Genomic DNA, 25,445 nt, shown 5'->3' on the forward strand with positions numbered 1-25,445 from the left:
GAAGGCTCTAGTAGCCCCTGCGGGGGCCGGGCGGCAGTGCGGCGGGGAAGTGGTTCCCCACGTGCTGCCGCCCTTGGTTGTGCTGGGTGTGCAGGTTGTGCCAGGTGCTCAGGTGCGACGGCTGCACCGGCTGGGGGACCGGGGCGATCTGGTGGTGCCCCTGGTAGTGACCGTGGTGGTGGCTCATGCCCGCTCCCATGCCCGCCCCCACGCCGAACGCCGTGAAGCCGAGGTCCTCCTCGCCGCTCCGGTCGCCCGGCAGGGCCCGGAACGAGCGGCGGTACTCGGAGTACAGCGAGTCGTAGATCGGTGTGTACGTGGGGAAGGCCTGCGGGGTCTCCTGCGCGGGCCGCATCGAGGGGATCTGGCTCTGGTACGGGCGAGTGGGGTCGTATGAGTGCACGTACGTGCCAACGACCCCACTGCCCGTCGGATGCGGGTACGGAGCGTACGGAGCGACCCGGATCCGGATACGCAGCGTAGGTGCGCGCCCGCGCCGGGGGCGGGGCCCCGGGGTGGGCTCAGGTGCCCGCGAGAGGCATCGTCGCGGCCACCAGACGGCCGCCTGCCGCCGCCTTGTCCAGGGCGCTGCGCAGCAGGTCCTCGCGCGGCTGCTGGCCGATGGAGCCGACCGGGGCGGCCAGCACCAGGATCTTCTGCGACTTGTTGGCCGCGGCCCGCCAGCCGTCGGTGACCTGGAGCGGGCGGTGCGCCTGCCACCAGGCGACCGGGCCGCCGCCGCCCGTCCCCGGCTGGAGGACGGCGTGCAGCTGGCCGGCGGCGAGCAGCACGGACCAGCCGGGCAGCACCTCGGGCACCGTCTTCAGGTCGGCCACCGGGTGGAAGCCCTGCTCGATCAAGAGCGGCAGGAACTCGTCGCCGTCCTGCGAGCCCGGGCGGGCGATGGCGGCGGTCGGCTCGACCACCAGGGCGGGCCGCAGCTCGCCCTCGATGAGGACGAGACCGCTGGTCACGCCGAGCACGGCCTGCTCGGGCAGGGCGTCGGGGCCGCCGCCCGCGCCGTCCTGGCTCGCGGTGATGGACTTCACCGCGCCCTGGAGCTGCTCCTCGGAGACCGGGACGACCTGGGAGGGGATGCAGGTGGCATGCGCGAAGGCGAGGACGGCGGTCTCCTCGCCGACGAACAGCACGGTGGAGGTGGCCTCCTGGGCGGAGTCGCCGGGGGTGCGGCAGGAGGTGCAGTCGTAACTGCCGGGGGCGTTCTCGCCGGCGAGCAGCCGGTCGGCTTCTACGTCGCCGATCTCGGCGCGTACGTCGTCGCTGACGTCGAGCATGCGCGACACGGGTGGCTCCTCGAACTGGGTGCGGGCACCGGGCGGTTCCCGGAGCGTCAAGAAGACAACGGGCGATCTGTGGGCAGGGTCACGCCGGACGGGGAACGGAATCGACTCATCCGACGCGGAGGGTGAGCCCGGACCCGGACCCCCTCACTCCCTGTCAACTCCTGGCGTATGCACGGAAGTTGGGGCGGTGAGCTGAGTCACAGATCACCGGGGCGAGTGGTGGACAAATCCCGATATCAGGGAATCAAGTGGGTGTCCGGATTTGGTCGTTACCGGGGGTAGTGGGCAACTGGCCTGGAATGACAAGGACTTGGTTGATTGCGGGGCGCGCGGGTCCATAGATTCCACCGCCGTGTGCATCGAGCACCGCCCGGATGCGCCCCCGCCGACCGTACGACGCACGACCCACGGCGCGGGGCGGGGCGGCACGGAAGGGAGCGCCGGACGCGCTCGTGACCGTACCGCCCTGGGGGAGTCCGGGTCCTGCGAGAGGGACTCCATGACCGCATGTTCCAGTGCGATACGCCGCGGTGGTCGTCGTCGTGAGACCGCAGCGCTCGTCGGAGCCGCCCTGGTGGCCCCGCTGGCCCTGATCGCCGCGACCGGCCAGCCGGCCGCCGCGGCCGACCGCGGAGTGTGGGACCGCATCGCCCAGTGCGAGAGCGGTGGCAACTGGCACATCAACACCGGCAACGGCTACTACGGCGGACTCCAGTTCTCCGCCGGTACCTGGCGGGCCCACGGCGGCACGGCGTACGCCTCGCGCGCCGACCGGGCCAGCAAGGCCGAGCAGATCGCCGTCGCCACCAAGGTCCAGCGCAAGCAGGGATGGGGGGCCTGGCCGAGCTGTTCGCGCCGGGCCGGAGCGTCGGGCAGTGCACCGGCCGTCGCCGCCGCCGTCGCGAAGAGCGCGAAGCCCGTCAAGAAGGACCGGGCGGCGCCGCGCGCCGACCGCGGCGAGAAGCGTGCCCCTGTGACGGGCGGGCGCGCGCACGTGGTGCGCTCCGGGGAGACCCTGGGCGGCATCGCGCAGGACTACGGGATGGGCTGGCGCAAGCTGTACGCGGCGAACAGGGCCGCGGTGGGCGCCGACCCGAACGTGATCCTGCCGGGGCTGCGGCTGAAGCTGTGAGCGCCCATGTGAGGTGAGGCGCGTCAGCGAGGGCCCCGCCCGGTCGCCCGACCGGGTGGGGCCCGACGGGTCCCCGCGCGGCACGCGCGCGCGTGGGCGTCGCGGTGATGGGGTGGGGCGGGTGTTGAAGCCTCGATTCCGATTCCTGTCCTGCGGCGTGCTCGGTGCGCTGCTCGCCCTCTCCCCGCTGTCCGGTGCCGGTGCCGGTGCCGGTGCCGTGGAACGGTCGGTGGAACCGCCGCCCGCCGCGCGGGGGTTCGGTCCGTACGGCTGTGCCGCGAGCCAGTGGCCCTGGAGCTGTCTCGCCGCCTGCGAGAGCGACAACGACTGGGCCACCAACACCGGCAACAGCTACTACGGGGGGCTCCAGTTCGAGCAGCCCACCTGGGAGGAGCACGGCGGCCTCGCGCACGCCCCGCGCGCCGACCTCGCCACCCGTGCCGACCAGATCGCGGTCGCCAAGGAGGTGCTGACCACACAGGGATGGCAGGCCTGGCCGCAGTGCTCGCAGAAGTACCAACTGGGCGACCGGCGCATCCACATCGTGAAGAAGGGCGACACGCTGGCGTCGATCGCCGCCAAGTACAAGGTCAAGGGCGGCTGGCAGGCCCTCTACAAGGCCAACAAGGACATGATCGGCCCGCGCCCGGGGACGCTGAACGTGGGGACCTGGCTGGTCATTCCGGAGGGGTCGGGCCGGGCGCTGGTGCGGCCGGTGCGGAGGCCGTCGGAGCCGGAGGCGTCCGTGGGCGCCGTGTCGGAGAGTTCGCTGTCCGGGGGTGAACTGTCGGGGAGCGCCCTGTCCGGGAGTGTTCCGACGCTTCTCCTGTGAATACGATCCGGCCCCGGTCGAGTTCGTGAACGAGCACCGGCACCGGTGCGCGCAGTGACGGCAGCCGTTGTTCCGCCAGGACGACGGCTGCCGTCGTGCCGAGTGCGGCCAGGAGTGCGTACGTACGGGCCGCGACCTCCGGTGACATGCCGAGGGTGGGCTCGTCGACCAGCACCACGCGCGCGCGTGCGCCGAGCACGCGGGACAGGGCGAGCATGCGCTGCTCGCCGCCGGACAGGGTGCCCGCCGTGCGCGCCAGCAGCGGGCGCAGTTCTGGGTACGCCTCCAGGGCCGGTGAAGTCGGGCCTCCAGGCGCGGTGTTGAGGGCGAGGTTGTCGGCGACCGTCAGGCCCGCGTACACCGCTTGCAGATCCGGTACGTAGCACAGGCCCCGGCGGGCCCTGGCATGGGCGGGCAGCCGGGTGACGTCCTCGCCGCGCCAGTGCACACCGCCCGCGCTGAGCGGGACGGTGCCCGCGAGGGCGCGCAGGGCGGTGGTGCGGCCGGAGCCGTTGCGGCCGAGCAGGACGGTGAGGGCGGCGGCGGGCACCGGCAGGTCGATGCCGTGCAGGGCCTCCAGCGGGCCGTAGCGGATGCGGGCCGCGCGCAGGGAAAGCTCGACGGTCATGGGGGCGGCTCCTGCGCGGTGGTGAGGGTGCCGGCGGTGAGGACGTGCACCGTGTCGGCGAGGTCCGCGACGAGGTCGAGGTCGTGCTCGACGACCAGGACCGCCGTGCCGTCGGCGGCCAGGGCGGCCAGCACACGGGCCAGGGCGGCGGTCTCGGCGGCGTCCAGACCGGCGGCGGGCTCGTCGAGCAGGAGGGTGTGCGGGCGGCCAGCGAGGGCGCGGGCGAGCTCGACGCGGCGCAGGGTGCCGGTGGGGAGGTGCGCGGCCGGGTGGTGACGGACCGGGCCGTCGAGGGCGAGGAGGCGGAGGGCGGCCTCGGCCGATTCGCGGGCGGGCAGGTCGCGGCGGTGGCCGTGTTCGGCGCCCAGGAGGACGTTCTCCTCGACGGTCAGGGAGGGGAACACGGCGAGCTGCTGGAAGGTGCGGGCGATGCCGAGGCGGGTGCGGGCGTGGGTGGGGCGGCGGGTGATGTCGACGCCGTCCAGCTCGATGCGGCCGGAGGTGGGGCGGAGGGTGCCGCAGAGGCAGTGGAAGAGGGTGGACTTTCCGGCGCCGTTGGGGCCGATGAGGGCGGTGAGGTGGGTGGGAGGGAGGGGGAGGGTGAGGTCGTCGAGGACGGTGGTGGGGCCGTAGGCGAGGGTGAGGTGGGCGGCTTGGAGGGGGGTGTGGGGGTACGGGGCGGGGCGGGGCCCCGTGCGAGTGCGTCCGGTGCGGGGGCCGGGCGGGGGGTGTCCCGGTGGGCCGGGAGCGGGCGGGGCCGCCCCCTTGCCCGCCCGTTCCGCCCCCGGGGGGCGGCCCCGCCGCCCAAGGGGGCTGGGGGAGGCGGGAGGGTGGCCCTGCCGCGCAAGGGGGCTGGGGAGTGGCAGGGTGCGGCCCAGGATCGGGCGGAGGAGGGCCAGGGCGCCCACCAGGAGGGCCGCGAGGCCCGGGGAGGTGCCGGCGTCGAGGAGGACCAGGAGGGCCGCGCCAGTGCAGGCCGTCAGGAGGCGGTCCGCGCCCAGCAGGACCACCACCGCGAACCACAGCAGCCCCCGCACCGGGTCGAAGGCCCCCGGGGTGAACGCCTGCGCCGAGAGCGAGAGCAGACCCCCGCCCAGGGCGGCCAGCGCGGCCCCCGTCACGAAGGCCAGCAGCTTCCAGGCCGGGACGCGCACTCCCGCCGCCGAGGCCCCCGCCTCGTGGTCGCGCAGGGCGGCCAGGGCCCGCCCCGAACGTCCCCCGCGCAGCCGCGTCACCAGCAGCAGGCACAGGAGCAGCAGGGCCAGCTCCAGGGCGTAGAAGGCGCGGTCGGAGGTGAAGCCCGCCGGGCGGCTCACGCCCAGGCCCGCCGTCGCGTACGGCTGGTCCAGCACGAAGCGGCTCACCGCCACCCCGAAGGCGAGCGTGGTCAGCGCGAGCGCCAGCCCGTGCCGGCGAATGGCGGGCCACCCCGTGAGCAGCCCCAGCGGTGCGGTGAGCACCACGGCGAGCAGCAGCGAGGTGAGCACCGGCAGCGGCGGCAGCCAGGGCAGGCGCCCGTCGGCCAGCAGCGCGGTGAAGAGCGCGCCGAGGCCCGCGTACGCCGCCTGCCCCAGCGAGATCTGCCCACTGCGCCCGCTCACCACGACCAGCGAGAGCAGCACCACGGCGGTGGCGGGCACGGGCAGCGCGGTCCGCAGCTCACTGCCCGCGAGCAGGAGCGGCAGCAGGAACAGAACCATCACCACGACCGGCACGGGCCGAATGCGCCGCAGCAGTTCGCCGGTGACTCCCTCGCACCTCAAGAGGCGCTCCCGCAAACGCCGTTCCGGCACCACCACCGGCCGCGATGAGCGAGCCCCTGCAACCGGCCCCGGTGCGAGTGTGCCTGTCCCCGGCCCCGGTGCCAGCGTGCCCGTGTTCACCCCCGGCCCCGGTGACGGATACAGCAGTGCCGCCGCCAGCAGGGCCACCGCGAAGAGGTTGGCGCCGAGGGACTGGAGGAGGGGGCCCGCCCAGCCCTCCGGGTGGAAGCGGGTCAGGTGGGACTGTGCGACGCCCAGCAGGAGCGCCGCGCCGATCGCCACCGGCAGGCTCCGCATCCGGGCCAGGGCCGCGACCGCGAGCACCTCGACGACCAGCAGCGGCAGCCCGTACGGGTCCAGGCGGACGTAGGGCGCCAGCAGGACCCCGGTCAGGCCCGCGGAGAAGGAGCCGAACGCCCAGCCCGCCGCCGCGATCCGGTCCGCGTCGATCCCGCCCAGCACGGCCAGCGCCCGGTTGTCGACCACCGCGCGCAACGACCGCCCGAAGCGGGTGAACCGGGTGACCGTGCCCACCACCGCGGCGACCAGCAGCACCGCGGCCAGTGGCGGCCAGGGCGAGTCCCCGAACGCCTCCGGTGCATCCGCCCTCGCGCCCTCGCCCCACACCAGCGCCGCCCCGCCGACCAGCAGCACGAACACCCCGATCGACGCCACCAGCGTGCGCGCGGGGTCCGTGCCGCGCACGGCGAGCGGACGGAAGACGGCACGGTCGAGGAGGAGGCCCAGCGCGGGGGCGAAGAGCAGCAGCGTGAAGGCCGTCGCGAGGGGAAGCGGCCACCGCCAGTCCACCGCCGTCTGCCGCAGGACGTACGCGCAGAGCATGGCGAGGGCGCCGTGCGCCAGGTTCAGCACGCCCGTCGCCCGGTGCGTGACGATCAACCCGATGCCCGACAGCGCGGCGGCGCTGCCGATCGCCAGCCCGGCCAGGGTGAGTTCGTACGTGAGCGAGGCCACCGGCGGTCAGTCCCCGGGGGAGGGGGCGGGCGGCTCGCAGACCGGACAGGGCGTCAGGTCGGGAATGCCATCGGCGGGTTCGATCTCCGGCTTGCCGAACACCAGGGGGCAGTCCGGCCGGTGCACCAGTGTGCCGCCGGGCAGGTGCACCAGCGGCCCGTCCGAGAAGGGGTTCGCCGGGCGCGAACCGTCACCGGTGCCGGGCGCAGTTTCGTACGCGTCACTGCCGTGCGGGGGGAGCCGCCCGTCGACCCGGTTCCGCAACGGCAGGAACCCGGCATGGGCGGCCAGCAGCACCGCACCCGCGACGAGCAGCGCCGCCCCCGGGAGCGTGCAGGACGCGAGATAGGGCACCTGCCGGGCGGTGAACCGCTCGCCGGAGATCCCGTACCAGCCCACCACGCACAGCACCGCGCCGCAGCACACGGCGGCCAGTGCGGCCCAGACGTAGGGTGCTCTGCGCATCGCGCCCCCTGTCCAACTCGGACGATTCCTTGCACTATGCCCTGTGTGGGACCGAGTCAGAAGGCGGTGGGCGTGATGCGCATCAGAGGGAAGTCCCGGACCGTCGCGTGGGCGGCGGCCGCCGTGCTGGCGCTCACCGTCTCCGCCACCGCCTGCGGCGACGGCGGGGACCCCGCGAAGCCCCCGCCGAGCGAAGCGCCGACGGCCCCGGCGGCCCCCGGCGTCGACCCGCAGCCCTCCGACTCCGCGTCCGCGAGCGGACCCGCCGACACCACGAGCGCCAAGCGGCAGGTCGAGGCGAACTGGAAGGCGTTCTTCGACCCCACGGTGCCGACCGCCGAGAAGACCCGGTACCTGGAGAACGGCGAGACCCTGAAACCGCTGCTCCTGGCCTTCACGGGCGACAAGCGGGGCGGTCAGACCTCGACGAAGGTCACGGACGTCCGGTTCAACTCGGCGGCCAAGGCGACGGTCACGTACGACCTGCTGCTCAACGGCGCACCGGTGCTGCCGGGCTCCAAAGGGACCTCCGTCCTCCAGGACGGCACCTGGAAGGTCTCCGTGAAGTCCCTGTGCGCCCTCGTCAAGCTGAGCGGCAATGCAGCGGCCCCGGGCTGCTGAACCCCACCCCGGACGGCTGCTGCGGGCCGCCCTGACGGCCCTCCTGGTGCTCTGCGCCGCCGCCTGCGGCAGCCGCCTGCCCGAGAGCGCCTTCGAGCCGCCCACGGGCGCTCCGCAGAAGGAGGAGCCACCGCTGCGCATCGGCATCCTCGTCAGCGCCACCAGCCCGATCGGCGGCGACGCCTTCACCGGCCCCGGCGACGGCGCCCGCGCCTTCTTCGACGTACTCAACACGCGCGGCGGCATCGGCGGCCGCCGCATCCAGGTGGAGACCTGCGACGACGGCGGCAGCGGCATCGGCAACACCGACTGCGTGCGCGAACTCCTGGACGAGAAGAAGGTGTTCGCGCTCGTCGCCACCACCGCCCTCGACTACGCGGGTGCCCCCCTGGTCTCCGCCGCCGGTGTCCCCGACATCGGCGGCCAGCCGATCGGCAACGCCTACGAGACCTACCCCCACCTGTACGGCATCTACGGCAGCGCCGCACCCCGGCAGGGCGGCAAGCCGGGCTGGAACGGCACCCTGTACGGCGGCACCGAGAGCTACCGCTACTTCCGGCGCGAGCAGGGCGCGCGCACCGCCGCCGTGGTGTCGTACAACCAGTCCTCCTCCGCCGCGTACGCCCGCCTCACCGCCCAGGGGCTGCGCAAGGAGGGCTACACCGTCGTCGAGGAACAGGTCGACTTCGCACTGCCCAACTGGCGTGCGGTGGCGGCCGATCTGAAGGAGCGCGGCGCCGACCTCGTCCTGGACGCCCTCGACACCCACGGCAACGCGCAGCTGTGCAAGGCCATGGACGCCGTCGGTGCGGACGTCACCGCCAAGGTCACCAACGTGCAGAACTGGGCCTCCACCGTGGCCGCCGACTACAAGGACTCCCCGCGCTGCCGCAACGCCCTGTGGGTGACCGGCGCCAGCCGCAACTACGACGACCGCGACGACCCGCAGGTGCGCGAGTTCCGCACCGCCGTGCAGAACGGCCTCAAGCGGAGCGGGGGCGACCCGGACGCCCTGTCGCAGTGGCAGCTCGAAGGGTGGGCCGCCGCCATGTGGTTCACCGACGCCGCCGCCTCCTGCCCGCCGGGCGACCTCACGCGCGCGTGCGTGGAGCGCTACCTCAACCGTGCGGAGCCCTACACGGCACGCGGACTGCTGCTGCCGGTGGACTACGTCCCCGAGCCCGTCCCGCCCGCCGAGCGGCGCACCTGCGTGTCGGTGGCGCGCTGGCGGGACGGCACCGGCTGGGTGACCCAGGGAGACATGCGCCTCAACTGCTTCACCGTGCCCCAACTGCCGTACAGGCCATAACCGTTCTCGATCTGTACCAAAGCGTTCCACCACGCCCGCGACAGGGGCCGGGCCAGTAAAGTCCCCTGCGGAAGGCACGACGGCGGGCCTTGACGCGGACCGCCGCTGACCAGGGGGACGCGCCGCCGCATGCACATCTCATTCCTGCTCCACAACGCGTACGCCGTCGGGGGCACCATCCGCACCACGTTCAACCTCGCCCGCGCACTGGCCGAGCAGCACGACGTCGAGATCACCTCCGTCTTCCGGCACCGGGACGAACCCTCCATGGCCGCCCCCGCAGGAGTGCGCCTGGAACACCTCGTCGACCTGCGCGAGAAGAGCCCGCACTACGACGGGGACCACCCCGACCACCAGCGCCCGGCGCGGGTCTTCCCGGCCGGCGACGGCCGCCACCACCAGTACAGCCGCCTCACCGACCAGCGGATCGGCGCCCACCTGCGGGAGTTGAAGACCGACGTCGTCGTCGGCACCCGCCCCGGGCTCAACGTGCACCTCTCCCGACAGGCCCGCCCGGACACCGTGCGCGTCGCCCAGGAACACCTCACCCTGGACGGGCACCGGTTCCGGCTGCGGCGCGAACTGCGCTACCGGTACGCCACCCTGGACGCCGTCACCACCGTCACCGAGGCCGACGCCCGCTCCTACCGGGAACGGCTGCGGCTGCCCGGAGTGCGCATCGAGGCGATGTCCAACAGCGTCCCGGCCGCCCAGCTGCCGCCCTCCGACTCCACCGGCAAGTGGGTGATCGCCGCCGGACGCATCACCCCCGGCAAGCGGTACGACCTCCTGCTGCGCGCGTTCGCCCAGGTCGCCGCCGTACGCCCGGACTGGCGGCTGCGCATCTACGGCGACGGCGAGAACACCGTGGAACTGCGCGCCCTGGTGCACGAACTGCGCCTGCACAACCACGTGTTCCTGATGGGCATCGCCGACCCGATGGAGGCGGAGTGGCCCAAGGGCTCCGTCGCCGCCGTCACCTCCGACCTCGAATCGTTCGGCATGACCATCGTCGAGGCGATGCGCTGCGGACTGCCCGTCGTCTCCACGGACTGCCCGCACGGCCCCCGCGAGATCATCCGCGACGGCGTCGACGGCCGGCTGGTCCCCACGGGCGACGCCGACGCCGTCGCCCGCGCCCTCCTCGGCCTCATCGAGGACGACGGCCTGCGCCGCCGCATGGGCCGCGCCGCCCTGGAAGGCGCCGCCCGCTTCGACCCCGAACGGATCGCCGAACGGCACGCCGCGCTCTACGCCGAACTCGTCGCCCGCGGCGCCAACTCCCGCTCCCGCGGCGTGCTGCGGGACACCGTGCACCGCCTGCCGGGAGTGCTCGTCGACGAAGCCTTCACCCTGCGCCGCAAGGTCCTCTCCACGCTCCGGAAAGGGCGTACCGCATGAGCAGCTCCCCCTCCTCCCGGTCCGCCACGGCGCCGACCGCGGCGACGGCCGCCGACCCGCCCTGCGCCGACTGCACCGCTGACTCCGCGGGCGGCCTCACCTTCGACGTGAGCGCCGCGGCCGCCCCCGACGCCGCCCTGGTGCTGCGCCGCACCGGCGGGGCCGCAGACGGCGACGTACGGCTTCCGCTGACCCCCGTCTCCGAGGGACGGCTGCGCGCCGTGCTGCCCAGCACGGTCGACGTGCCCGAGGGCCGCTGGGAGACCCGGGTGCACGGCGCGGGGGCCGACCTGGCGGTGCGGCCGGGCCTGTGCGACCTGCGCGCCCTCGTGGACCGCACGCCCGACGCGCGCACCGAGGGCGTCGCCGTGCGCATCCCGTACGCCACCTCCGACGGCCGTCTCGCGGTGCGCAGTTGGCGGCGCGCACCTCACGCCGAGGCCGGTGACATCGTTTTCGCGGACGACGGCGGGGAGATCACCCTCCACGGCCGGCTGTACGGTGCCCGGCTCGGCGAGGGCGCCGCCGTCGAGGCCCGGCTGCGCGGCACGGGGCGCGTGCACCGCGCGCCCGCAAGGGGCGAGGGGCACGACTTCGCCTGCACCCTGCCCTGCGCGCCGCTGGCCGAGGGGCGCGGCGGGGACAAGCAGGTGTGGGACCTGTGGCTGGTGGCCGCCGAGGGCACCGCGCCGATACGCGTCGCACGGCTGCTGGACGACGTCGCCGAGAAGCAGCGCGTCTTCACCTACCCGGCGCTCCCCGTCGGCGACGACCCGAAGACCGTCGCGTTTCCGTACTACACGCTCGACAACGACCTCGCCGTCCAGGTCAGCACCCCCTGAGCCGGAAGGAGTCGCGGACCGTAGTTGTCCGCGACTCCTGGCAGACTCCACCGCATGTTGGAGACCTCGGCCCGGCTGCTGCGTCTGCTCTCGCTGCTCCAGGCCCACCGCGAATGGACCGGACCCGACCTGGCGGAGCGGCTCGGCGTCACCCCGCGCACCGTGCGGCGCGACGTCGACCGGCTCCGCGAACTCGGCTACCCCGTCAACGCCAGCCCCGGCACCGGCGGCGGCTACCAGCTGGGCGTGGGCGCCCAGTTGCCGCCGCTGCTGCTCGACGACGACGAGGCGGTCGCCGTGGCGGTCGGCCTGCGCACCTGTGCCGGGCAGGGCGTCGAGGGCATCGGCGAGAGCTCGGTGCGTGCCCTGACCAAGCTGGAACAGGTCCTCCCCGACCGGCTGCGCCGCCGGGTGGGCGCGCTCAACGCGTTCACCGTGCCGCTGCTGCACGGCCGCAGCTCCGCCGCCGTCGACCCCGCAGTCCTCACCGAACTCGCCACCGCCTGCCGGGACTCCGAGCGCCTGCGCTTCGAGTACCGCGACCACTCCGGCACCACCACCCGGCGCACCGTCGAGCCACACCGCCTGGTGTGCACCGAGCGCCGCTGGTACCTCGTCGCCTGGGACGTGGACCGCGTCGACTGGCGTACGTTCCGGGCCGACCGGATCGACCCCAGACCGCCGCACGGACCCCGCTTCGAGCCCCGCGAGGCCCCGGCCGAGGACCTCGCGGCGTACGTCTCGAAGGGGATCTCCACGACGGCGTACCGGGCGACCGCCCTCCTGCGCCTGCACGTCCCCGTGGAGAGCGCACGCGAGGTCGTGGGCCCCGACGACGGCGTGCTGGAGCCCGAGGGCCCGGACAGCTGTCTGCTGCGCACCGGGGCGCACTCCATGGACGTCCTGGTGATTCATGTGCTGCTGATGGGGCTGGAGTTCGAGGTGGTGGAACCGGCGGAGCTGACCGGCCGGATCACTGCGGCCCGTGATCTCCTCGGACGCGCTCTGGATCGAGGGGCGCCGGCTCCGTCTGCGACAACTGCTGGAGTTCGGCGATCTCCGGATGGTGCAGGTCGAACGCCGGGGACTCCGAGCGGATCTTCGGCAGGGTGACGAAGTTGTGCCGGGGCGGCGGGCAGGACGTCGCCCACTCCAGCGAGCGGCCGAACCCCCAGGGGTCGTCCCGGTCGACCTTCACCCCGTACTTCGCCGTCTTCCAGACGTTGTAGAAGAACGGCAGCGTGGACAGCCCCAGCAGGAACGCCCCCATGGTCGAGATCGTGTTCAGTACGGTGAAGCCGTCGGCCGCCAGATAGTCGGCGACCCGGCGCGGCATCCCCTCCACACCCAGCCAGTGCTGCACCAGGAACGTGGCGTGGAAGCCCACGAACAGCGTCCAGAACTGGATCTTCCCGAGCCGCTCGTCGAGCATCTTCCCGGTGAACTTCGGCCACCAGTAGTAGAAGCCCGCGAACGTCGCGAACACCACCGTCCCGAATACCACGTAGTGGAAGTGCGCCACCACGAAGTACGAGTCGGAGACGTGGAAGTCCATCGGCGGCGACGCCAGGATGACCCCGGTGAGCCCGCCGAACAGGAAGCTCACCAGGAACCCGACGGACCACAGCATGGGTGTCTCGAAGGACAGCGAGCCCTTGAGCATCGTGCCCGTCCAGTTGAAGAACTTCACCCCGGTCGGCACCGCGATCAGGAACGACATGAACGAGAAGAACGGCAGCAGCACCGCACCGGTGACGAACATGTGGTGCGCCCACACCACCAGCGACAGACCGGTGATGGCCATCGTCGCGCCGATCAGCATCACGTAACCGAAGATCGGCTTCCGCGAGAACACCGGGATGATCTCCGTGATGATGCCGAAGAACGGCAGCGCGATGATGTAGACCTCGGGATGGCCGAAGAACCAGAAGAGGTGCTGCCACAGCAGCGCACCCCCGAACTCGGCCTCGAAGACCATCGACCCGAACCGCCGGTCCGCCTCCAGCACCAGCAGCGCCGCCGCGAGCACCGGGAACGCGACCAGCACCAGAATCGACGTAAACAGCACATTCCAGGTGAAGATGGGCATCCGGAACATCGTCATGCCGGGTGCGCGCATCCCGATGATGGTGGTCAGGAAGTTCACCGCGCCGAGGATCGTGCCGAAGCCGGCCAGCGCGAGCCCCATGATCCACAGGTCGGCGCCGATGCCGGGGGAGCGGGTCAGGCTGTTGAGCGGCGCGTACGCGAACCAGCCGAAGTTCGCCGGACCGCCGGGCACGATCAGCGAGCCCAGCACGATCAGCCCGCCGAACAGGAACAGCCAGTACGAGAACATGTTCAGCCGGGGGAACGCCACGTCCGGCGAGCCGATCTGCAACGGCATGATCTCGTTGGCGAACCCGGCGAAGGTCGGCGTCGCGAACAGCAGCAGCATGATCGTGCCGTGCATCGTGAACGCCTGGTTGAACTCGTTGTTGCTCATCAGCTGAAGGCCCGGCCTGGCCAGCTCGGCCCGCATCATCAGCGCCATCAGCCCGGCGATCAGGAAGAACCCGAACGACGTGATCAGGTACAGGTGCCCGATCTTCTTGTGGTCGGTGGTGGTCAGCCAGTCCACGACGACCCGCCCAGGGCGTCGGTCGCGCGCAGGTGGAGCGGCAGGCGCCTCCACGGTCTCCGTACCCATCGTGCCCCCTCGCGTCCGCGGACCGGGCCTCAACCCGACACATGATGCGCGCGCAGGGGCCCGCTCCGACAGGGGGCGTACGCGACCGGATCACGGCCGAGGGCAAGAGGATCACCGGAGCGGGAAGCGAGTTGATACGGAATCAATAATTCCGCCGACCTCAAGGCGCCGCTTTATCCCGGCCCTACGGAGCGGAATAGCCCTGGCCCGGGGTTCGATTCCTTTCGGGAAGAAATCGAAGAAAGCGCCGGACCTGTCAATTCCCCGATGAATGCGTGCTATTCGCGGACAAAGAATGTGCCCCATCGGGTGAAAGCACCCCGGGCAAACTTCTGTCGTGATCTTGTGACACAAGCGTGACCGGGAGGGTATCGGGCCCTACGGTGGCCCCATGGCACCTCTACCGACACCTCCCGCCCAGCCCGACGACAACCCGGACACCTATCTGGGCCTCGCCCCCGAGGAGGCCGAACGCGCGGCGACGGAACGCGGCTGGAGCACCGTCAGGACGCTTCCGCCGGGCTCGATCATCACCATGGAGTTCGTGCAGGGCCGGCTCAACTTCGAGGCCAAGGACGGGCTCGTGACCCGCTGCTGGATCGGCTGACCCGCCCGCTGCTGGATCGGCTGATCCGCCCGCTGCCGGATCGGCTGGCCGGCCCGCTGCCGGATCGGCCGACCGGCCTGCGGACACCCCCGGACACGGCGAAGGCCCCGTACCGCGCGATGCGGTACGGGGCCTTCCCTGTGCGTACGAGTGCGAGCCGGCCGGTGGCCTCAGCGCGCCGGGTGCGGGGCGTGCGCCCCGCTGCCGCCGCGCGCCTGCGGAGGCCGCCTGCTGCCCGCCGGGGTGACCGGCGCGCGCTCCGAGCGGACCGCGTGCGGCCGGGGCGCGAGGTGCGCCGCCGGGGCGGGGAGGTGCTGGGCGGGGCGGGTGCTCGCGTACCGTCCGCCGCCCGAGCCCACCGGCTCGCGGGCGGGTACGGGGTCGGCGCCCTGACGTATCGACGGAACGGCCACCGGGGCCACCGGCTCGGCCGTGCCGGGAGCGGCCGGGGCGAGCGCGCGGCGCGAGCGCCAGCGGTCCCGCATTTCGAAGATGTACGCCTCGGCGCGGGCGATCGTCGGCTCCACCCAGGGCAGCGCCAGCAGGATCAGCAGGCCCGCGGCCCAGCCGAGCAGCACGTCGCTCAGCCAGTGCGTGCCCAGGTACACCGTGGTCGCCCCGACGCTGAGTGCGACCGTCGCGGAGAGCACCGACAGCCAGCGCCTGGCCCCCGGGGTGGTCGCCAGGTACGCGAGGATGCCCCAGGTCACGACCGCGTTCGCGGTGTGCCCGGAGGGAAATATGTCGCCGCCCATGAACAGCTCGGCGGACCCGATCTCGGTCGCGTAGTGCGGTCCCAGACGGCCGAGGCCGATCTTCACCGCGCCGACCGTGATGTTGAGCAGCAGCAGCGAAGCCGCCATGACCAGCAGCGGGCGCAGCGTGTGCTGCCGCCAGGAGCGCCAGCCCAGCCAGGCCGCGATCATCACGGCGGTGGGGCCGCGCTGGCCGAGCACCACGAAGTAGTCGAGGAACTCGTGCACCTCGGGCCACTGCTCGTAGGGCCGGAAGAGCATGACCTTCCAGTCGAGCAGCACGAGCCAGGAGGAGGCCAGGACCAGCCAGACGATGGCGATGTAGAACACCACCGTCGACCCGAGGAGAACCTTGCGGGTCCGGCTCATGCCGGGCACCACAATCTCCGGGGGCTCCGGTTCCCGGTCCAGCCGGGCAAAGATTCTGTCGATACGCACCCAATCGACATTACAGCGGGTGAGTGTGGGGCCCGGCCGGTCCTGCCTCTTCGTGATGACCATGTGATGTGGGGTGTGTCTCACGGCAGGGTTTATTCCCGGCGATTCGGGAAACACCCGGGACCTTGTGCCCTATTTCCCCGGGGCACTTCCTGGGAGCCTTCGGGAATCCGGTGAATTCCTCCGGGTGATCATTTCCGCGGGAAATCCAGATCCGACGGAGGCGGCACGCGTGACGGCCCGCTCCGGCGGGAACCAGCCACAAGGTGCCGTGCGTCTCCGTGCCGGGACAGTGAGTGACGGGACGGAGAGCGGCGCACGGTGCGGCGCGCGGGCGTGGCGCACGCCACACCGGCCGGGGCGTTTCCGTGAGAGATGGGCCACGCATCCCGGGGGTGAACTCGCGTACGCTGACGGCTCACTCGCCCGTCGATGCCGGGCCCACCAGGACGTATCACGTCAGACACGTCCCCGGCGGCCCACCGAGCGCGAGGGATTTCACTGGGAGGTTACGTACATGGCAGGGACAACCACGGCCGGCAAAGAGCTGACTGCGGGAGGTCCTTGGCGACGGCTCCTCTCCGGTGACGGGGCCAACCGCTGGGTCGTGCTCGTCGTTCTGCTGCTGAGCCTCATCCTGGTCGCCCTCGACTCGACGATCCTGCACATCGCGGTGCCCTCGGTCACCGAGGACCTGCGTCCCGGCTCGGTCCAGCTGCTGTGGATCGTCGACTCCTATCCGCTCGTCTGTGCCTCGCTGCTGATCCTCTTCGGCACGCTCGGCGACCGCGTCGGACGACGGCGCGTCCTGATGATCGGTTACGCGCTGTTCACCGTCGCCTCCGCGATGGCCGCCCTCGCGAAGACGCCGGAGCTGCTGATCACGGCCCGCGTCCTGCTCGGCGTCGGCGGCGCGATGATCATGCCCGCGACGCTGTCCATCGTCCGTGCGGTCTTCCCCGACCGGCGCGAGCGCTCGATGGCGATCGGCATCTGGTCCGCGGTCACCGGCATCGGCGCCGCCGCCGGACCCGTCCTCGGCGGCTTCCTGGTCGAGAACTTCTGGTGGGGCTCGGTCTTCCTGATCAACATCCCGCTGATGCTCGTGATCATCCCGCTCGGCCGCCTCCTGCTGCCGGAGTCCAAGGGCAGCGGCGAGGGCCCGTGGGACGTGGTCGGCGCGCTGATGGCCTCCGCCGGTGTGCTCGGTGTCGTGTACGGGGTCAAGCGGGCGGGCAGCGGCGATCCGACGCTCGACGTCCTGACCATCGGCCCGCTGGTGGCAGGTGCGGTCCTGCTGCTGCTCTTCGTGCGCAGGCAGCGACGCATCCGGCATCCGCTCATCGACATGAAGCTCTTCTCCCGCGCGCCCTTCACCACCTCGGTGGGCTGCATCGTGCTGGGCATGCTGGCGCTGGTCGGCCTGGAGCTGATCGCGGTCCAGTATCTCCAGCTGGTGCTGCACCTGAGCCCGCTGGAGACCGGCATGCGGCTGCTGCCGCTGACCTTCGCCGCGATGGTGGCGGGCGGTCTCGGCTCGTACGTCCTGCAACGGGTCGGCCCCCGGGCGATGGTCGCCTTCGGCTTCACCCTCACCGCGGCCTCCGTCACGCTGCTGACGATGATGGGCCAGGAAGACCAGCCCTGGCTGCTCGCGGGCGGCTTCATCCTGCTCGGCTTCGGCCTCCAGGCCACCCTCTTCGGCAGTTACGAGTCCATGCTCAGCGAGGCCCCCGCCGACTCGGCGGGCGGCGCGGCGGCCATCGGCGAGACCGCCTACCAGCTCGGTGCGGGCATGGGCATCGCCCTGCTCGGCAGCGTGATGAACGCCGCGTACGGCCCCGGGCTCAAGCACGTCGAGGGCGTCGCGGCGTCCGACTCCAAGTACGCCTCTAACTCGCTCGGCGAGGCCTACGAGGTCGCCAAGGAGCTCGGCGGCGCGGCGGGCAAGGCCCTCTACGACGCCGCCCGGGTCGCCTTCGTCCACGGCCTCCACGTCACCCTGCTGACCAGCGCGGGCCTGCTGCTCGTCGGTGCGATCGCCGCACTGAAGCTGCCGCGCGGCATGGACGCGGACAGGGGCAAGGAGCAGGACGAGCAGCAGGACGAGGAGCAGGACGAGCAGCAGGACGAGGAGCAGGACGCCGAACCGGCCGAGGCTCCCGCCGCGCAGGTCACCCACTCGCTGAAGAAGCCCGAGCCCCGCACGCTGCCCGCCGCCCGCGAGCCCGCCGAGGCGACGGCGGGCCGGGACTGACCTCCGGCCCGGCCATGGGGCGGGACCGGCCTCCGGCCGCGCCCCCTGGACGGTGCGGGCCCCGGCCCGTACCGTCTCCCTGGAGCTTTAACTAACACTGCTAGTTAAGAGAGCCGCCGGAGGGCCCGATGTCCGCACGTCCCGCGAAGCTTCCGCCGTTCGACCCCGCCGACCCCCTCGGCATCGACGACCTGCTCGACCCGGAGGACCTCGCGATCCGCGACACGGTCCGCGGCTGGGCCGCCGACCGGGTCCTGCCGCACATCGCCGACTGGTACGAGCGCGGCGAGCTCCCCGGCATCCGCGAGCTGGCCCGCGAACTCGGCTCCATCGGCGCGCTCGGCATGTCCCTGACCGGCTACGGCTGCGCGGGCGCCACCGCCGTCCAGTACGGCCTGGCCTGCCTGGAGCTGGAGGCCGCCGACTCCGGCATCCGCTCGCTGGTCTCGGTGCAGGGCTCGCTCGCCATGTACGCGGTTCGGAAGTTCGGCTCCGAGGAGCAGAAGCAGCGGTGGCTGCCGCCCATGGCGTCCGGCGAGACCATCGGCTGCTTCGGGCTGACCGAGCCCGACCACGGCTCCGACCCGGCGGGCATGCGGACGTACGCGAAGAAGGACGGCAGCGACTGGGTGCTGACCGGCCGCAAGATGTGGATCACCAACGGTTCGGTCGCCGGGGTCGCCGTCGTCTGGGCGCAGACCGACGAGGGCATCCGCGGCTTCGTCGTCCCCACCGACGCCCCCGGCTTCTCCGCCCCCGAGATCCACCACAAGTGGTCGCTGCGCGCGTCCGTCACCAGCGAACTGGTCATGGACGAGGTCCGGCTGCCCGCCGACGCCGTCCTCCCCGAGGTCACCGGGCTCAAGGGACCGCTCAGCTGCCTCAGCCACGCGCGGTACGGAATCGTCTGGGGCTCGATGGGAGCGGCGCGCGCCAGCTTCGAAGCGGCCCTCGACTACGCGAAGAGCCGCGAACAGTTCGGAAAGCCCATCGGCGGCTTCCAGCTCACCCAGGCCAAGCTCGCCGACATGGCGGTCGAACTCCACAAGGGCGTCCTGCTCGCCCACCACCTGGGCCTGCGCATGGACGCCGGGAAGCTGCGCCCGGAGCAGGTCAGCTTCGGCAAGCTCAACAACGTACGGGAGGCGATCGAGATCTGCCGGACCAGCCGGACGATCCTCGGCGCCAACGGGATCTCCCTCGAATACCCCGTGATGCGGCACGCCACCAACCTGGAGTCGGTGCTCACCTACGAGGGCACCGTGGAGATGCACCAGCTGGTGCTGGGCAAGGCGCTCACCGGGCTCGACGCGTTCCGGTAGGCCGGAGGGGGGTGCCGGTGAGTGCCTTGGCTCAGCTCTGGTTGAAGAAGCCGCCGGTCTGACGGCCGGCGGCCTCGCCGCTCACGATGGACGTGTCGGCGGGCGTCAGCAGGAACACCCGGGTGGCCACGCGCTCGATGGAGCCGCGCAGACCGAAGGTCAGGCCGGCCGCGAAGTCCACGACGCGCTTGGCGTCGCCGGGCTCCATGGACGTCAGGTTCACGATCACCGGGATGCCGTCCCGGAACAGCTCGCCGATCCCGCGCGCGTCACGGAAGCCGTCGGGCGTCACGGTCGCGATGCGGCGGCCGTGGTCCTCGGCCTTCTCGGAGACGACACGCACCCGCGGGTCCGTGACCCAGGGCTCGGGTGTCTCGTTGTTCCCCTCGGCGTACTCGTCGTCGTAGTAGCGGTCGTCGTCGCTGTCCTCGACGAGTCCGAGCCAGGCACTCGCCTTGCGCACCGATCCCATGAACGCCTCCTTTCACCGCGGTCTGCTTGTGTTCCGCTCCCCCTATGGTCGTCCATCATGCGGATTGCGCGCCAAGTGGATAGGCGGCGCGCAGGGTTTTCGTGACGGTACTGGTGCAGAAGTTGTGGTGATTTACCGGGGTTCCGTCGTTGCGGGGGCCGCCGGGAGAGTGTAAATCTCACCATCGGGCCAGATGGGTGAGCGGGGGGACGGACGGGTGAACATACGCCGTCGGTACGATCCCTGACGGACAGTTCAGTAGGTGTTCGGCGGCCCTTCGGCGGCGGAACGGCATTACGGGGGCGCAGGATGTTCGGCATCGTCAGGCCATGCACGCATCGGCTCGGCGAGGGGCTCAAGACGGAGTGGATGGCGCATCTGTGCGGCCTCTGTCTGGCACTTCGCGGTGACCACGGCCAGTTCTCACGGATCGTCACGAACTACGACGGCCTGATCGTCTCGGTTCTGACGGAGGCTCAGTCCGTACGGTCCACGGACTGGCGGCGCACCGCGGGCCCCTGCCCGCTGCGCGCGATGCGCACCGCTCCGGTCGCGCAGGGCGAGGGGGCGCGTCTGGCCGCCGCCGTCTCGCTGGTGCTGGCGTCGGCGAAGGTACGCGACCACGTGGCCGACCGGGACGGGCTGTTGGGCCGCCGCCCGGTCGCGCTCGCCGCGCGCCGGGTGGCCAGGGGCTGGGACAGGGCGGGGGCGCGGATCGGCGGCTCGCTCGGCTTCGACACGGCGGTACTGGTCGACGCCGTCGACCGGCAGACCGGCATCGAGGCCGTCGCCGGGATCGGCACCCCGCTGCTCTTCGTCACCGAGCCGACCGAGACGGCGACCGCCGCCGCCTTCGCGCACACCGCCGTCCTCGCCGGGCGGCCGTCGAACGCGGCACCGCTCGCCGAGGCAGGGCGGCTCTTCGGTCGGCTCGCGCACCTGCTGGACGCCGTGGAGGACAAGGCCGCTGACGACGCGTCGGGTGCCTGGAACCCGCTGACCGCCACCGGCACCTCTCTCGCCGAGGCACGTCGGCTGTGCGACGACGCCGTGCACGGAGTACGGCTCGCGCTGCGCGAGGCCGAATTCGTCGACGGCAAGCTGGTGCACGTCCTGCTGGCACACGAACTCCAGCAGTCGGTGCACCGGGCGTTCGGGACGAATGCCTGCGGGCACGCCGGACACGGGACCGCTTCCGTCGAGGCGAACGGCAATCCGTACGCCCCGCCGGGCGGCCCGTACGCGCCGGGCACGCCGGGGCAGCCCGGTGGGCCGACCCCGCCGCCGCCCGAGCCGCCGCGCAATCCGCGCGGGCTGCTGGCCGGCTGCATGGTGGCCATCGGACTGTTCTGCACCTGCCAGGTGTGCTGTGCCAATGAGTACGAAGGACCGTGGTCGCGGCAGAAGCGCGACGGCTGGTGCGACAACTGCGACTGCGACTGCGGCAACTGCTGTGACGGATGCGACTGCTGCGAATGCTGTGGGTGCTGCGACTGCAGCTGCTGACGCCGGACGTACGAGGGGGGCGTGCAGCAGTGAGGTGGAGGCGTGTGCGCCCGGACGCGGCGGTGGCCGGCGGGCAGCGGACAGCGGTTGGTGGAGTCTGACGCTCAACAGGACGCGGACCACACGCGACCGAAGTCGATGTGGGAGCGCGTGACCAGCCACTGCTGCGGATGCATGGGCTCATGGAACAGGTGTTTCCGTGAGGCGTCAACCGAGATGAGACGCGCTGCCCACAGTGTGGACACGCTTGACAGATCACGGACCGACGGTCGTACTCTCGCCCCAGGATCATCCCTTCGGGCGTGGCCCAGGACCGTGCTGAGGGGCTCGGGCCGCCGTGTGCGTTCCCCGTCGCAGCAGTGCTCGTGAGGGCGGACTCCCTTGTCTGGAACCTGCGTTCACGGAGCCCCCGCATGCCTGCCTCAGCACCCCTGCCCTCCTCCTTCCCCCTGCCGCGCACCGCCGTGCCGAGCCTCGTGCTCGTCGGCGCGGGACCGCGCGGCACCGGACTGCTCGAACGAATCGCCGCCAACGCGCCCTCGCTGTGGGGGAGTTCCGGACTCGACGTGCACCTCGTCGACCCGTACCCGCCCGGCGGCGGGCGGATCTGGCGGCGCGACCAGTCGCCGCTGCTGTGGATGAACTCCCGCGCCGAGGACACCACCCTCTTCACCGACGACACCGTACGGATGGCCGGCCCGGTGCGCTCCGGTCCGACCCTCGCCGAGTGGATCGCCCTCGTGCGCGACGGTGCGCTGCCGGAGGTCGCCGATCCCGAGGTGCGGGCGGAAGCGGCGAAGCTCGGGCCGCGCGACTTCGTGGGCCGCCGGGTGCAGAGCGCCTACCTGGCCTGGGCGTATGCGCAGGCGCTCGCCGCGCTGCCGGACGGGATACGGGTCCACGAGCACCGCACCCGGGCCCTGCGGGTCACCGGGCCGCGCGACGGGCGCCAACGCGTCTGGCTGGAGGACCGCGAGGCACCGCTGCACGCGGACGCGGTGGTCTTCGCGCTCGGCCACCTGGAGTCCGAACAGGACGCGGAACCTGACGAGTTGGCGGACTTCGCGCGCCGACGCGGGCTCACCCACGTTCCACCAGCCTTCACCGCCGACGCCGACCTGTCGGGGCTGCGGGCCGGGGAGCCCGTGCTCGTACGGGGCTTCGGGCTGGCCTTCGTGGACCTGATGGTCCTGCTCACCGAGGGGCGCGGCGGACGCTACGAGAGCGAGCCGGACGGGGAGTTGAGGTACCTGCCGTCCGGGCGGGAGCCGGTGCTGTACGTCGGGTCGCGGCGCGGTGTTCCGTACCGCTCGAAGATCGGATACGCCTGGCCGGGCGGCGAACAGCCCCCGCTTCCGCGCTTCTTCGGACCCGAGCAGGTGGCCGCCCTGCGGGCCCGCCCGCAGGGCATCGACTTCCGGCGCGACGTCTGGCCGCTGATCCGCAAGGAGCTGGGCCACGCCCACTACCACCGCCTCTTCACCGCCCACCCCGAACGCACCGCGATCGCCCGCGCCGACTTCGAGACGCGGTACGCCGCCGTCGCGCCCGGCAGCGCGGAGGAGCAGGCGCTGCTCGCCGCCGCCGTGCCCGACCCTGCGGACCGCCTCGACCTCGACGCGCTGGACCGGCCGCTGGAGGGACGCCGCTTCGCGTCGTACGAGGCGCTTCAGGGAGCCCTGCGCGACCACGTACGGGAGGATCTGGCACGTCGTCATGACCCGCAGCGCAGCCCGGACTTAGCGGTCTTCGGGGCGTTGCTCTCCGTCTACGGACAGGTGATCGCGCTCGGGGACACCGGGGAGGGCGGCGAGTGGTGGCACGGCATGTTCAGCTACTTGGGCTCCGGCCCGCCCGGACCCCGGCTGCGGCAACTTCTCGCGCTGTCCAGGGCCGGGGTCGTGCGGTTCCTCGGGGCGGACGTGCGCGTCGAGGCCGACGAGGAGCGCGGGGTCTTCCGGGCCGGGAGCACGAGCGTGCCCGGCCGGTGGGTGGAGGCGCGGGCCCTGGTCGAGGCCAGGGTGCCGGGTGCCACCCGGCCGACGAGTCCGCTGCTCACCGGGCTGTACGAGGACGGGGCCGAGGCCGCCGAGGGGAGCGGGCTGCTGCGGGTGGACCCGCACGACGGGCGCATCCGGGTGCGGGCCGGGGGCGGCGCGGACGCGGGAGGGCACCGGCGGAGGTTCGCGCTGGGCCCGTTCACGACGGACCGCACCGGCGGCGCGTTCAGCCGCCCCGGCACCAACGCCCCCGCCTTCCGGCAGAACGACGCGGCGGCGCGCGAACTGCTGCGGCTGCTGGGCGGGGTGCGGGCCCGGGCCGCCGTGCCCGTGCCGGTGGGAGCACCGGCGGGGCCCTTACTCGTCACGAAAACGCAACGTCCGGAGGGGGAGTGACCATGGGGTCGGCAGTGAGCAGGCCGCTGCATCTGGGGGCCGAGATCGGCGGCGCGGGAGGCGTCGCCGCACGGGTGCGGCTGGCGGAGAACGGGGCGCTGGACTTCGTGACCCTCGCCGGGGCGGACCTGCTCGACGAGCTGGTCCGGGGCGCGGCGGAGACCTGCCGGGTCGGGCTCGTGCCCACCGTGGACGCCCCGGTGCGGGAGACGCCGGCCGCCCTGTTCCGGGAGGGCGGGGGGCGTGTCGGGTGGGGTGTGGACGCGGCGGCGCAGGGGGCCGAGGAGGCGGCGACGGGGTGGGAGGCGTTCGGGGCGGGCCCGGAGCGGCCCGTGACGGTGGTGGATGTGACCGTGTGCGGGGCGGACGGGCTCGCGGTGGCCGCGTACTGCGCCGATGTCGTGCTCGTACGGGCGTACAGCCCCGGTGAGGCCGGGGTGATGCGGGCCGATCTGCGCAGGCGGGCGGCGGCCGCCGGGCGGGATCCCGACGAACTGCGGGTGCTCGCGGCGCTCACGGTGGGCCTCGCGGGGGAGCCCCACCTCGACGGGCCGCCCGCCCTGGACCCGGAGGCCGTGCGGATCGGGCAGGACGGCACCGCCCGCTACACCGGAGGGCCCGTCGGACTCGCCCAGGTGCTCACCCGGTGGCATGCGGCGGACGTGGTGGACGGGTTCCACGTGACGCCGCTGGAGCCCGACCGCGACCTGGAGCGGCTGGTCAACGGCACCGTCACGCTCCTCCAACACAGGTGTCTGCTGAGGCACTTCTACTCCGGCGCGACCCTCCGCGAGCACCTGGGGCTCCCGGACCCGGCCCGGCGGCACACCGCCGGGAGCCGGGCGTGAACGCGCCGGGCACCACTTCGTACCGTATGGAAAGGTTGCACCCATGAGCAGCAGTGATCACACGACGGAGGCCCCGGAGAACCCGCAGGCCGCCGCGCAGGACTGGCAGCGCTGGCACGAGCATCGCGTCGAGACCGTCTCGTCCCCCTACGGACCCCTCTCCCTGACCGGCACCCACTGGCTCGCCGACCATCCGGACGGCCGTATCGACGGCGTGCCCGGGCGGTGGAAGGACGCGGGCGCCGAGGTCGTGCTGAGCGCCGAGGAGGCCGACGGGATCAGCGTCGACGGAAAGCCCTTCGTGGGCGAGGTCGCGCTCGGCCCCGACCGGGGGGCGATTCCCGCCTCCCGGGTCTCGGTGGGGGAGCGGCGGCTGGTCGTCCTCAGCCGGGAGGGGTTGTGGGCGGTGCGCGACTTCGACCCGGCGTCCGACGCGCGGAGCGCCTTCGCGGGCATCGAGGCCGGGGCGTACGACCCGGCCTGGGTGCTGGCGGGACGGTTCGTGCCGTACGAGGAGAGCCGGACCGTGCAGGTGGAGAACGCCGACGGGCGCTCGCGGGGGCTCGGGCTCGCGGGCCAGGTCCTCTTCGCGCACGAGGGGGTTGAGCACGCGCTGCACGTCGCCGTCGAGGAGGACGGGTCGCTGTGGGCCGTCCTCGCCGACGCGGGCAGCGGGAAGAGCAGCTACCGGTTCCGCTTCCTGCGGCCGGCCGCACCCGAGGCGGACGGGAGCGTGACGGTGGACTTCAACCGGGCGCTGCTGCCGCCGTGCGCCTTCGCCGACCACTTCATCTGCCCGTTCCCGCCGCCGGGCAACACACTGCCGTTCGCGGTCCCGGTCGGGGAGCTCAACAAGCGCTAGCCGTACGGAAGTCGGGTCACT

At 72.7% G+C, this 25,445-nt stretch carries 20 protein-coding genes and 2 pseudogenes; 14 read left to right on the top strand and 8 right to left on the bottom strand.

Features of this window, described 5'->3' with window-relative positions:
• Positions 1-7: 7 nt before the first annotated feature.
• Together IE269_RS43450 and IE269_RS34480 are read right to left on the bottom strand one after the other, a co-directional pair.
• Complete coding sequence (locus IE269_RS43450; RefSeq protein ID WP_229898158.1) at positions 8-403, bottom strand: hypothetical protein; 396 nt, start codon at positions 401-403, stop codon at positions 8-10.
• 118 nt (positions 404-521) lie between these two features.
• Positions 522-1,304, bottom strand: a complete 783-nt coding sequence (locus IE269_RS34480; RefSeq protein ID WP_189827213.1) for a hypothetical protein — start codon at positions 1,302-1,304, stop codon at positions 522-524.
• Between the two features lie 499 nt (positions 1,305-1,803).
• Here IE269_RS34480 and IE269_RS34485 point away from each other — a divergent pair, with 499 nt between their 5' ends.
• Entirely contained in the window at positions 1,804-2,436 is a 633-nt protein-coding gene (locus IE269_RS34485) for a LysM peptidoglycan-binding domain-containing protein (protein ID WP_189827214.1), read from the top strand.
• Between the two features lie 229 nt (positions 2,437-2,665).
• Positions 2,666-2,929 (top strand): annotated as a pseudogene (locus tag IE269_RS43455) (transglycosylase family protein); the annotation flags it as partial.
• 184 nt (positions 2,930-3,113) lie between these two features.
• Here the strand turns inward: IE269_RS43455 and IE269_RS34490 are convergent.
• Genes IE269_RS34490 through IE269_RS34500 form a run of 3 tightly spaced genes read right to left on the bottom strand, consistent with a single transcriptional unit; the run spans position 3,114 to position 7,099 of the window.
• The gene (locus tag IE269_RS34490; protein WP_189827215.1) at positions 3,114-3,896 is read right to left on the bottom strand and encodes an ATP-binding cassette domain-containing protein; all 783 of its coding nucleotides are present in this window, start codon (positions 3,894-3,896) and stop codon (positions 3,114-3,116) included.
• Positions 3,893-6,634 carry an ABC transporter permease subunit gene (locus tag IE269_RS34495; RefSeq protein WP_189827216.1) on the bottom strand — a complete coding sequence of 914 codons (2,742 nt, stop codon included), beginning with the start codon at positions 6,632-6,634 and terminating at the stop codon, positions 3,893-3,895. Before IE269_RS34495 ends, IE269_RS34490 begins: the two co-directional genes overlap by 4 nt.
• Positions 6,635-6,640: 6 nt before the next feature.
• Entirely contained in the window at positions 6,641-7,099 is a 459-nt protein-coding gene (locus tag IE269_RS34500; RefSeq protein WP_189827217.1) for a hypothetical protein, read from the bottom strand.
• 45 nt (positions 7,100-7,144) lie between these two features.
• Here IE269_RS34500 and IE269_RS34505 point away from each other — a divergent pair, with 45 nt between their 5' ends.
• The 5 genes from IE269_RS34505 to IE269_RS34525 all read left to right on the top strand — a co-directional run bounded on the left by IE269_RS34505 (position 7,145) and on the right by IE269_RS34525 (position 12,385).
• Entirely contained in the window at positions 7,145-7,720 is a 576-nt protein-coding gene (locus IE269_RS34505; RefSeq protein WP_229898157.1) for an MTB12 C-terminal domain-containing protein, read from the top strand.
• Positions 7,698-9,029, top strand: a complete 1,332-nt coding sequence (locus IE269_RS34510; protein WP_189827218.1) for an ABC transporter substrate-binding protein — start codon at positions 7,698-7,700, stop codon at positions 9,027-9,029. Before IE269_RS34505 ends, IE269_RS34510 begins: the two co-directional genes overlap by 23 nt.
• Before the next feature lie 129 nt (positions 9,030-9,158).
• Positions 9,159-10,430 (top strand): glycosyltransferase family 4 protein, encoded by a 1,272-nt coding sequence (locus tag IE269_RS34515; RefSeq protein WP_189827219.1) that lies wholly within the window; start codon positions 9,159-9,161, stop codon positions 10,428-10,430.
• Complete coding sequence (locus IE269_RS34520; RefSeq protein WP_229898156.1) at positions 10,427-11,272, top strand: transferase; 846 nt, start codon at positions 10,427-10,429, stop codon at positions 11,270-11,272. Before IE269_RS34515 ends, IE269_RS34520 begins: the two co-directional genes overlap by 4 nt.
• Before the next feature lie 54 nt (positions 11,273-11,326).
• Entirely contained in the window at positions 11,327-12,385 is a 1,059-nt protein-coding gene (locus IE269_RS34525; protein ID WP_189827220.1) for a helix-turn-helix transcriptional regulator, read from the top strand.
• Here IE269_RS34525 and ctaD read toward each other — a convergent pair.
• Positions 12,294-13,961: pseudogene (gene ctaD, locus IE269_RS34530) on the bottom strand (aa3-type cytochrome oxidase subunit I); the annotation flags it as partial. The gene IE269_RS34525 and the pseudogene ctaD overlap by 92 nt on opposite strands.
• A 391-nt stretch (positions 13,962-14,352) precedes the next feature.
• Between ctaD and IE269_RS34535 the strand changes: the two are divergent.
• Positions 14,353-14,568 (top strand): I78 family peptidase inhibitor, encoded by a 216-nt coding sequence (locus IE269_RS34535; RefSeq protein ID WP_189827221.1) that lies wholly within the window; start codon positions 14,353-14,355, stop codon positions 14,566-14,568.
• Positions 14,569-14,738: 170 nt separating this feature from the next.
• On the opposite strand, the gene IE269_RS34540 is transcribed toward IE269_RS34535, so the two are convergent.
• A complete protein-coding gene (locus IE269_RS34540; RefSeq protein ID WP_189827222.1) occupies positions 14,739-15,761 on the bottom strand; it encodes a phosphatase PAP2 family protein in 1,023 nt (340 codons plus the stop codon).
• Between the two features lie 517 nt (positions 15,762-16,278).
• Between IE269_RS34540 and IE269_RS34545 the strand changes: the two genes are divergently transcribed.
• A complete protein-coding gene (locus tag IE269_RS34545; RefSeq protein ID WP_189827223.1) occupies positions 16,279-18,018 on the top strand; it encodes an MFS transporter in 1,740 nt (579 codons plus the stop codon).
• Positions 18,019-18,146: 128 nt separating this feature from the next.
• Positions 18,147-19,340: an acyl-CoA dehydrogenase family protein gene (locus tag IE269_RS34550; RefSeq protein WP_189827224.1), complete on the top strand. Its 1,194-nt coding sequence runs from the start codon at positions 18,147-18,149 to the stop codon at positions 19,338-19,340.
• A gap of 31 nt (positions 19,341-19,371) precedes the next feature.
• Here the strand turns inward: IE269_RS34550 and IE269_RS34555 are convergent, their stop codons facing one another.
• Positions 19,372-19,812, bottom strand: a complete 441-nt coding sequence (locus IE269_RS34555) for a cell division protein SepF (RefSeq protein WP_189827225.1) — start codon at positions 19,810-19,812, stop codon at positions 19,372-19,374.
• A 309-nt stretch (positions 19,813-20,121) separates the two neighbouring features.
• Here IE269_RS34555 and IE269_RS34560 point away from each other — a divergent pair, with 309 nt between their 5' ends.
• The 4 genes from IE269_RS34560 to IE269_RS34575 all read left to right on the top strand — a co-directional run bounded on the left by IE269_RS34560 (position 20,122) and on the right by IE269_RS34575 (position 25,424).
• Positions 20,122-21,318 carry a DUF5685 family protein gene (locus tag IE269_RS34560; RefSeq protein WP_189827226.1) on the top strand — a complete coding sequence of 399 codons (1,197 nt, stop codon included), beginning with the start codon at positions 20,122-20,124 and terminating at the stop codon, positions 21,316-21,318.
• A gap of 413 nt (positions 21,319-21,731) precedes the next feature.
• On the top strand, positions 21,732-23,714 hold the full coding sequence (locus IE269_RS34565) for an FAD/NAD(P)-binding protein (RefSeq protein ID WP_189827227.1): 1,983 nt from the start codon (positions 21,732-21,734) through the stop codon (positions 23,712-23,714).
• A 2-nt stretch (positions 23,715-23,716) separates the two neighbouring features.
• On the top strand, positions 23,717-24,562 hold the full coding sequence (locus IE269_RS34570; RefSeq protein WP_189827228.1) for an LLM class flavin-dependent oxidoreductase: 846 nt from the start codon (positions 23,717-23,719) through the stop codon (positions 24,560-24,562).
• A gap of 43 nt (positions 24,563-24,605) precedes the next feature.
• Positions 24,606-25,424: a DUF1684 domain-containing protein gene (locus IE269_RS34575; protein ID WP_189827229.1), complete on the top strand. Its 819-nt coding sequence runs from the start codon at positions 24,606-24,608 to the stop codon at positions 25,422-25,424.
• Positions 25,425-25,445 lie beyond the last annotated feature (21 nt).

This window comes from Streptomyces spiroverticillatus, from assembly GCA_014650415.1.
In the GTDB taxonomy this organism is placed as follows: domain Bacteria; phylum Actinomycetota; class Actinomycetes; order Streptomycetales; family Streptomycetaceae; genus Streptomyces; species Streptomyces spiroverticillatus.

What these genes read in the sequence shown, in the direction of transcription:
- IE269_RS34490 (WP_189827215.1), bottom strand. Translation starts at nt 3,896, where the DNA reads ATGACCGTCGAGCTTTCCCTGCGCGCGGCCCGCATCCGCTACGGCCCG.
- IE269_RS34520 (WP_229898156.1), top strand. Translation starts at nt 10,427, where the DNA reads ATGAGCAGCTCCCCCTCCTCCCGGTCCGCCACGGCGCCGACCGCGGCG.
- IE269_RS34550 (WP_189827224.1), top strand. Translation starts at nt 18,147, where the DNA reads ATGTCCGCACGTCCCGCGAAGCTTCCGCCGTTCGACCCCGCCGACCCC.
- IE269_RS34570 (WP_189827228.1), top strand. Translation starts at nt 23,717, where the DNA reads ATGGGGTCGGCAGTGAGCAGGCCGCTGCATCTGGGGGCCGAGATCGGC.
- IE269_RS34545 (WP_189827223.1), top strand. Translation starts at nt 16,279, where the DNA reads ATGGCAGGGACAACCACGGCCGGCAAAGAGCTGACTGCGGGAGGTCCT.
- IE269_RS34555 (WP_189827225.1), bottom strand. Translation starts at nt 19,812, where the DNA reads ATGGGATCGGTGCGCAAGGCGAGTGCCTGGCTCGGACTCGTCGAGGAC.
- IE269_RS34535 (WP_189827221.1), top strand. Translation starts at nt 14,353, where the DNA reads ATGGCACCTCTACCGACACCTCCCGCCCAGCCCGACGACAACCCGGAC.
- IE269_RS34560 (WP_189827226.1), top strand. Translation starts at nt 20,122, where the DNA reads ATGTTCGGCATCGTCAGGCCATGCACGCATCGGCTCGGCGAGGGGCTC.
- IE269_RS34485 (WP_189827214.1), top strand. Translation starts at nt 1,804, where the DNA reads ATGACCGCATGTTCCAGTGCGATACGCCGCGGTGGTCGTCGTCGTGAG.
- IE269_RS34525 (WP_189827220.1), top strand. Translation starts at nt 11,327, where the DNA reads ATGTTGGAGACCTCGGCCCGGCTGCTGCGTCTGCTCTCGCTGCTCCAG.
- IE269_RS34500 (WP_189827217.1), bottom strand. Translation starts at nt 7,099, where the DNA reads ATGCGCAGAGCACCCTACGTCTGGGCCGCACTGGCCGCCGTGTGCTGC.
- IE269_RS34565 (WP_189827227.1), top strand. Translation starts at nt 21,732, where the DNA reads ATGCCTGCCTCAGCACCCCTGCCCTCCTCCTTCCCCCTGCCGCGCACC.
- IE269_RS34510 (WP_189827218.1), top strand. Translation starts at nt 7,698, where the DNA reads ATGCAGCGGCCCCGGGCTGCTGAACCCCACCCCGGACGGCTGCTGCGG.
- IE269_RS34575 (WP_189827229.1), top strand. Translation starts at nt 24,606, where the DNA reads ATGAGCAGCAGTGATCACACGACGGAGGCCCCGGAGAACCCGCAGGCC.
- IE269_RS34515 (WP_189827219.1), top strand. Translation starts at nt 9,159, where the DNA reads ATGCACATCTCATTCCTGCTCCACAACGCGTACGCCGTCGGGGGCACC.